Origin of the sequence: Microbacterium sp. Leaf351 (genome assembly GCF_001423825.1) — a bacterium.
Classification (GTDB): Bacteria; Actinomycetota; Actinomycetes; order Actinomycetales; family Microbacteriaceae; genus Microbacterium; species Microbacterium ginsengisoli.
In genome coordinates, this window is the sequence record NZ_LMPK01000011.1 from 132,427 (window position 1) to 138,901 (window position 6,475).

Sequence of the window (6,475 nt, forward strand, 5' to 3'; positions counted from 1 at the left end):
TCACGGTGATGTTCGTCGGCCTCGCACTGTCGTTCCCGCCGCTGTTCACCGCGTCGCTCGGGTCTCTCCCGCCGCACCTCTACGCCTACGGCAGTGCGATCCTCTCGACCGTGCAGCAGGTCGCCGGCGCCGCGGGTGTCGCGGTGCTGGTCACCCTGATGGCGACGTCCACCGCGAACGCGTCGGCCAACGGGGCATCGCCGAACGAGGCGTGGGCGTCGGGCACGCACACGGCGTTCGTCTTCGCGGCGGCGGTGTCGATTCTCACGATCGTGGGCGCGCTTATGGTGCGCAAGCCGGCCGACACGATCGAGATGCCGGGCGTCGGGCACTGACCTGCGAGTGATCGCACAGATGCCGACCCGGGTCACCGGGTCGGCATCGTCGTTCGGCGGTCTCAGCCGATGCTGCAGGAGCCACCGCAGCACGAAGGGGCTGCGTCGGCGTCGCCGAGAAGACTGAGGAACTGCGGCCCGGGGGTCGCGGCATCCGTCACGGTGTCGTCAGAAGACGTCTGCGTCGTGGACATCGCTCCATCGTACGACTGTTGCGGGCCTCGGGCTCCGCTCACACGAGCGCGCCGAGCACCGCGCCGAGCGCCGCGCCCGCGACGCAGGCGACCAATTGGCCGAACCCTGCCGCGAGGCTCCATCCCCATCGACGCTGCTGCGCGAGGCGCACTGTCTCGAAGCTCGCCGTGCTGAACGTCGTGTAGCCCCCGAGAAGCCCGGTGCCGCCGATCATGCTCACCTCGACCGGCAGGACGCGCCCTGCGGCGGCCGCCACGACGAACCCGAGCACGAACGAGCCCGTGACGTTGATGACAGACGTGCCGAGCGGATAGGGATGCCGCCACCGTGCCTTGACCGCGCCGTCGACGACGAAACGCAGCGCCGCTCCGACGCCTCCGGCAGCCATCGTCGCGACCCACAGCCAGATGACGGTCATGCGCGGGCCCTCCGCATGATCGCCGCCCCCGCGGCGATGCCGAGGATCGACGCGGCGCCACCCACCACGACCGTCACTGCGCCATAGACGAGGCTCGCGGTCAGATCGGTGTGCAGCAGCCCCTCGGCACCGACGGCGAAGGTGCTGTAGGTCGTGTAGCCGCCCAGCACGCCCGTGCCGACGAAGAGACGGATGCCGCGCCGCACCCCCGTGTCGTCGCCGCGACGCACGAGCACCTCGAGCAGCAGTCCCAGCACGAAGGCACCGGTCACGTTGATGACGAGAATGCCGAAGGGGATGCCCCACTCGGCCGGGATGGCGGCGGACACGACGAGGCGGACCCCCGTACCGATCGCGCCGCCGAGCGCCACCAGACCGACCGCGGCGGGGCGCAGGTGGAGCGGCCTCGGGATGACCGCAATGTCGTCGGTGTCGGGATCGAGCGGCAGCTCGCTGTGGCTGTCGCGCTGCGAACTCACTCGCCCTCCGGTTCCCGGCCGGACGGCCGATCCGCCCAATCTACGCCCGTCACCACCGCCACTCGCGCACGAACCTCGGCCGCAACATGCGGCAACGGCATGCAACGGGCCGCGGCGTAGCGTCGGCATCGCGACGGGGATCACGGAACCTCGGAAGGGGTCCGGGGCCGTTCCCCGACACGAAGGAGTGATGACGATGTCGATTCTCACCGACGCCCGTCCGAACCTCGATCGCGGCACCGTGCCCACCGGCACCATGCGCGCCGCGGTGGTCACGACCTCCGGCGAACCGCTGGTCGTCGAAGACGTGGCGATCCCGTCTCCGGGTCCCGGCCAGGCACTCGTGAAGGTGATCACGAGCGGCGTGTGCCACACCGACCTCCACGCGGCGCGCGGCGACTGGCCGGTCGCGCCGAAGGCGAATCTGATCCCCGGTCACGAGGGCTACGGCGAGGTCGTCGCACTGGGCGAGGGCGTGACATCCCTCTCGGTCGGCGACCGCGTGGGCAACGCGTGGCTGTGGAGCGCGTGCGGCGTGTGCGAGTACTGCCGCACCGGCTGGGAGACCCTCTGCCCCGAGCAGCAGAACGGCGGCTATTCCGTCGACGGCAGCTTCGGCGAGTACATGCTCGTCGACGAGCGGTTCGCCGCGCGAATTCCCGAGGGTTCCGACCCGTACGAGGTCGCGCCGATCCTGTGTGCGGGTGTCACTGTCTACAAGGGTCTGAAGATGACCGAGGTGAAGCCCGGCGAGTGGGTCGTGATCTCCGGAATCGGTGGTCTCGGCCACATCGCGGTGCAGTACGCCCGGGCGATGGGCATGCGCGTCGCTGCGGTCGACATCGACGAGGAGAAGCTCGCGCTCGCCCGCACCCACGGCGCCGAAGTCACCGTCAACGCGGCGACGACCGACCCGGGACCTGCCGTGCAGGAGCTCACCGGCGGCGCCCACGGCGTGCTGGTGACCGCTGTGCACCCGAAGGCGTTCGGTCAGGCACTCGGAATGGCCCGTCGCGGCGCGACCATCGTGTTCAACGGGCTTCCCCCGGGGGACTTCCCCGCGAACATCTTCGACATCGTGCTGCGGGCGATCACCATCCGCGGCTCGATCGTCGGGACACGCCAGGACATGATCGAGGCCCTCGACTTCTACGCCCGCGGCGAGATCCACCCGACGATCGCCGTCGAGTCGCTCGACGACATCAACGAGGTGTTCGAGCGTATGGAGCAGGGCAAGATCGACGGCCGCATCGTCATGAAGTACTGACCGCGGCATCCGGTCGTGGGCGGGGTCGCGCGGCGGCCCCGCCCTTCCGCTGCCCGCCTACAGTGGCCAGGTGACCGACACTCCCCCGACCCGCTGGTGCCTCAGCCGACGCGACGGCGCGGTGTGCACGCGCGCCATCGGACACGCGGGGCTGCACAACCGGAACGGCACCTCGCTGATGTGGTCGGATCGCGAGCAGGACGAGCCCGGATGCCGCGGCTCGGGCGCTACGGCGCAGCCTGCTCCCCGGCTCGACGATGGCTTTCCCGCAGGGCGAGCCCTCTGCCAGGAGTGCCTGGGGTTCGTGCGGTTGACCGATGCCGGCACACTATGGCGTCACGACGCGTTCCGCGCAGCACGCTCGGATCGCGAGGCCGCACGACGCGCGGCGTGGTTCAACGCGTTCGGGTGGGAGGGGTGATCGAGCGCAGCCCGACCGAACGGCCCTCCTATTGATCGAAGAGATCTCCGTCGACGTAGAACCAGCGTTCGCCGTCGCGAACGAAGCGTGACCGCTCGTGCAGCACGCCGAGGGTGCCATCCGCGTCGACGTAGGTGGCGCGGAACTCGACGACACCGTGCGCGTCGTCCGGGCCGCCCGCGACGGTGTCGACGATCTGCAGCCCGCGCCAGCGGGGCGAGTCGTCGAGGTCGAGCACGTCGGGCACCGTCGACGGATGCCACGTGTGCATCAGCCACGCGGCATCCTGGTCACGGAAAGCGGCGAAGCGCGAGCGCATCAGTTCTTCGGCGGTGCGCGGTTCGATCCGGCCGGCCGGGGTGTCGGTCACGGTCAGTCCCAGTCGAGGTAGTCCTCGATCGCCCACGAGGTGGCGCCGACGTGGGTCGTGGGGAACATGTCGCCTCCGCCCTCGACGGGCACGACGCTCACGAGGCCGGGAGCCCGATCGCGCAGCGCCGCGCCGTTCGCGGGCGGGGTGATGGTGTCAGCGGTGCCCTGGATGACGAGCACCGGCACCCCGTCGGCCGGGGCGGGCAGGTCGCCGTCCTCGACGCCGAGAAGCAGCACGCCGTTCACACGGTCGTGGTGTCCGAGCGCGACGAAGCGGGCGACGGTGCCACCGTCACGATGGCCGCCGATCCACGCGTGGTCGATGGCGAGGTGGTCGAGCAGGTCGACAATGTCCTGTGCGCGCTCGGTCGGGGCCGCGGCATCCGCATCGTCACGGGCGCCGACTCGCACGACACGGAAGTCCTCGGTGGCGAGCGAGTGGCTGAGGGGGCTGAGGTAATCGATCGTGAGGCGACGGGCCGCGATGAGCACAACGGCAGGCCCGACGCCTTCCTCGGCGAACGGGATGGCGCGCGCGTCGGGGTCGAAGGTCTGGGTGTCGGCCATGTCGGGGGTCCTCTCACGTCGAATGCGCCGCAGAGCGCGGCGTCGCCGATCGGCGATGTGCGGCGGTGAGTCCAGTCTCCCGGGCGGAGGCCTGAGTCGCCAATCGTGGCGTCACTGCGGGGTCGAGTACACGAGGGCGCCTCGCGGCGTCGACGCGGGTCGGTGCACCATCGTACGGACAGAACCGCACCGGCGAGACGCCGCTCCCGCCAGCCCCGCTTCAGCTATTGAAGCGGATCGAATCCGGCACATTTCGTCGAACTGTCTGACATTTCGTAAACGCACTTTGACCAAGTCTTTATACCCGTTCTGACACCACTCGACCTTTCGTGAATTTGCTACCTTGCGCAACCGCTTGCGGACTTTTGCGGACTGGCGGCCCTCCTCAGGACCCTCTGATCGACCTGTGGACCTGCCGCTCGACACCCGGCGAGTGGTACTATTTCTGGTACAACTTCGGGAGGACTGATGGCCATCACCACGAGCGAGGCGCGCCGCGACCTTTTCGGCCTCATCGAGCGCGTCAATCTCGACCACACGGAGATCGAGATCACCTCCAAGCGCGGCTCCGCCGTGCTCATGTCGAAAGACGAGTACGACTCGCTCGTAGAGACGAGCTATCTGCTCCGCTCCCCCGAGAACGCCCGTCGCCTTTTGAGCGCTCTGGTCAGCGCTCGAGACGGCGAGATCGAAGAGCACGACGTCCTCGAGCCGTGAGCGACCGCAAGGTCGCCTGGACAGCCGAGGGGCGGGACGACTACCTCTACTGGCAGACGCAGGATCGCCGGACCCTACGCCGCATCAACCAGCTGATCGCCGACATCCTCCGCGACGATCCGTTCGAGGGAATTGGCAAGCCCGAAGCCCTCAAGCACGCTCTCGCCGGTGCCTGGTCACGCCGCATCGACGAGTCGAATCGCCTCGTCTACATCGCGAGCGACACCCACATCACGATCCTGCAGGCGCGCTACCACTACTGACTCTGACTACAAGCGCTTCATGAGCGCTTGCCTGCTCAGCTTGGTCCGCATGCTTAGGGTCGACCAGCTGACCTCGGCGACGCGCATCACTCGCACGAGTTCGTCCCGCTCGCGCAGCAGTGCCGCCTCCTGCTTATGCAGTCGTTCAAGCTCCGCCGAAACCGTGCTCAGACGGTCGTGCGCTCCTCGCTCACTCCCCCACTTCGACGCCAATCGATCAACGGCATTGGCACGCGCAGTCTCTCTCACGCGCTGCGCCGCAGCCTTCGATGCCGCAGCGTCACGCTTGGCATTTCGTCACCCGCGGACCATGTAACGAGGTTGTCACGCGATGCCAACCGCGGCAACGGTCGCGAGCGCGCTCACGGAAAGTGCCTGCGTGCATTGCTCGGTTTCTATTGCTCTGTTTCTTCACTCTGCGCGTGGTAGGGGTGGGCCGCGTGGCTGAACTGACGTGGAGGGCGGAGTCGCGGTAGACGTTCTTAGCGCTTGCGGTCGTGCGCATGTCGGAGGATCATCGCGCTTCGCTGCTGGCGGGGCTACTGCGACGAGCGCCGATGTCAGGCGGGCGTCACACCGTAACCATCGACAGCTCGTCCAATCGACCGGCGGGAGACCGGCTTGCGGACGCTGCTGTGCATCGGATCATCTAATTGTCCACGGCCAATTCGCAATCAGGCCGCAACGAACCTAACGATTCGCGGCACATCCCCGCCCAAACAACAAAATACTCGCCGGCTTCAACGCGCACTCGAGGCTCAGGGGCGTCATCGACGCCCTCGGACACGCCGAGGGCTATCGAAGTACCGTCCACCCTTGATAGTCCATCTTCGTCCTCGGGCCGTCGGATTGCGAACGGTGTAGTGCGCCGGTCGAACAGTATCGCCCCATTGTCGAGCATCCCGGTTTCTACGCGCCGGCACAAACCTGCGCTAGCGTCACCCCGCGATCTGGGGAACTTCGATGAGCAACTCTGAGGAGATTCGCTGAGCGCCGTCATCCGGGCGGAGCTCGCATCGGGATGAGGCCCGGCAGGTGACGATCGCCCGCTCACATCCGGCATGTTGCAAGCAACCGAGACGCGCCCGAGCTCGAGTGGGCGGACCTGTCGGCAGTCAACGGCACACGACGGACCCGCGTCTGGGCAATGCCCGTTTACGGACCGGCATCCGTAGGCAGATTGAGCGGCTCGCGAGCTCTGATTCAGTGATTGCAGCATCATCGCGGGCCGTCAACAGTCTGGCTACATAAGCGACGACTTAAAGAGGCTGGGTATGACCCCGGCGAGGAGACGGTCGCTGTAGCAAACGCAGAGAAGTCGAGAATCGGCGCCGAACGCTAGCGCGACGCGTCTGCAGGTAGAGCTCGAATGACGCCGCGGCCGCGTCCGTTTGAGTGGTGGTCTTTCGCTTCGTTGCGATGATCAGCTGTCGTTAGTTTA

The 6,475-nt window shown here is 67.6% G+C and carries 9 protein-coding genes and 1 pseudogene; 5 read left to right on the forward strand and 5 right to left on the reverse strand.

The annotated features are described in order from the left end of the window. Positions 1-335 (forward strand): annotated as a pseudogene (locus tag ASG00_RS16945) (MFS transporter); the annotation flags it as partial. A gap of 62 nt (positions 336-397) precedes the next feature. Here the strand turns inward: ASG00_RS16945 and ASG00_RS18680 are convergent. Genes ASG00_RS18680 through ASG00_RS04835 form a run of 3 tightly spaced genes read right to left on the reverse strand, consistent with a single transcriptional unit; the run spans position 398 to position 1,427 of the window. Then, positions 398-529: a hypothetical protein gene (locus ASG00_RS18680; protein WP_268768859.1), complete on the reverse strand. Its 132-nt coding sequence runs from the start codon at positions 527-529 to the stop codon at positions 398-400. A gap of 38 nt (positions 530-567) precedes the next feature. Then, on the reverse strand, positions 568-948 hold the full coding sequence (crcB, locus tag ASG00_RS04830) for a fluoride efflux transporter CrcB (protein ID WP_056207291.1): 381 nt from the start codon (positions 946-948) through the stop codon (positions 568-570). Next, positions 945-1,427, reverse strand: a complete 483-nt coding sequence (locus ASG00_RS04835; RefSeq protein WP_235557479.1) for a fluoride efflux transporter FluC — start codon at positions 1,425-1,427, stop codon at positions 945-947. Before ASG00_RS04835 ends, crcB begins: the two co-directional genes overlap by 4 nt. Positions 1,428-1,623: 196 nt before the next feature. On the opposite strand from ASG00_RS04835, the gene adhP reads away from it, so the two are divergent. Together adhP and ASG00_RS14840 are read left to right on the forward strand one after the other, a co-directional pair. Further along, the gene (gene adhP / locus ASG00_RS04840) at positions 1,624-2,694 is read left to right on the forward strand and encodes an alcohol dehydrogenase AdhP (protein WP_048808839.1); all 1,071 of its coding nucleotides are present in this window, start codon (positions 1,624-1,626) and stop codon (positions 2,692-2,694) included. A 70-nt stretch (positions 2,695-2,764) separates the two neighbouring features. Beyond that, entirely contained in the window at positions 2,765-3,115 is a 351-nt protein-coding gene (locus ASG00_RS14840; protein ID WP_156454826.1) for a hypothetical protein, read from the forward strand. A gap of 28 nt (positions 3,116-3,143) precedes the next feature. Here the strand turns inward: ASG00_RS14840 and ASG00_RS04845 are convergent, their stop codons facing one another. Together ASG00_RS04845 and ASG00_RS04850 are read right to left on the reverse strand one after the other, a co-directional pair. Further along, positions 3,144-3,485: a YchJ family protein gene (locus tag ASG00_RS04845; protein WP_235557478.1), complete on the reverse strand. Its 342-nt coding sequence runs from the start codon at positions 3,483-3,485 to the stop codon at positions 3,144-3,146. A gap of 2 nt (positions 3,486-3,487) precedes the next feature. Next, on the reverse strand, positions 3,488-4,054 hold the full coding sequence (locus tag ASG00_RS04850; RefSeq protein ID WP_056207292.1) for an alpha/beta fold hydrolase: 567 nt from the start codon (positions 4,052-4,054) through the stop codon (positions 3,488-3,490). A gap of 468 nt (positions 4,055-4,522) precedes the next feature. On the opposite strand from ASG00_RS04850, the gene ASG00_RS04855 reads away from it, so the two are divergent. Together ASG00_RS04855 and ASG00_RS04860 are read left to right on the forward strand one after the other, a co-directional pair. Further along, positions 4,523-4,771, forward strand: coding sequence for a type II toxin-antitoxin system Phd/YefM family antitoxin (locus ASG00_RS04855; protein ID WP_056207295.1), 249 nt, complete (start codon positions 4,523-4,525; stop codon positions 4,769-4,771). After that, positions 4,768-5,034, forward strand: a complete 267-nt coding sequence (locus ASG00_RS04860) for a Txe/YoeB family addiction module toxin (protein WP_056207297.1) — start codon at positions 4,768-4,770, stop codon at positions 5,032-5,034. Before ASG00_RS04855 ends, ASG00_RS04860 begins: the two co-directional genes overlap by 4 nt. Positions 5,035-6,475: the final 1,441 nt, after the last annotated feature.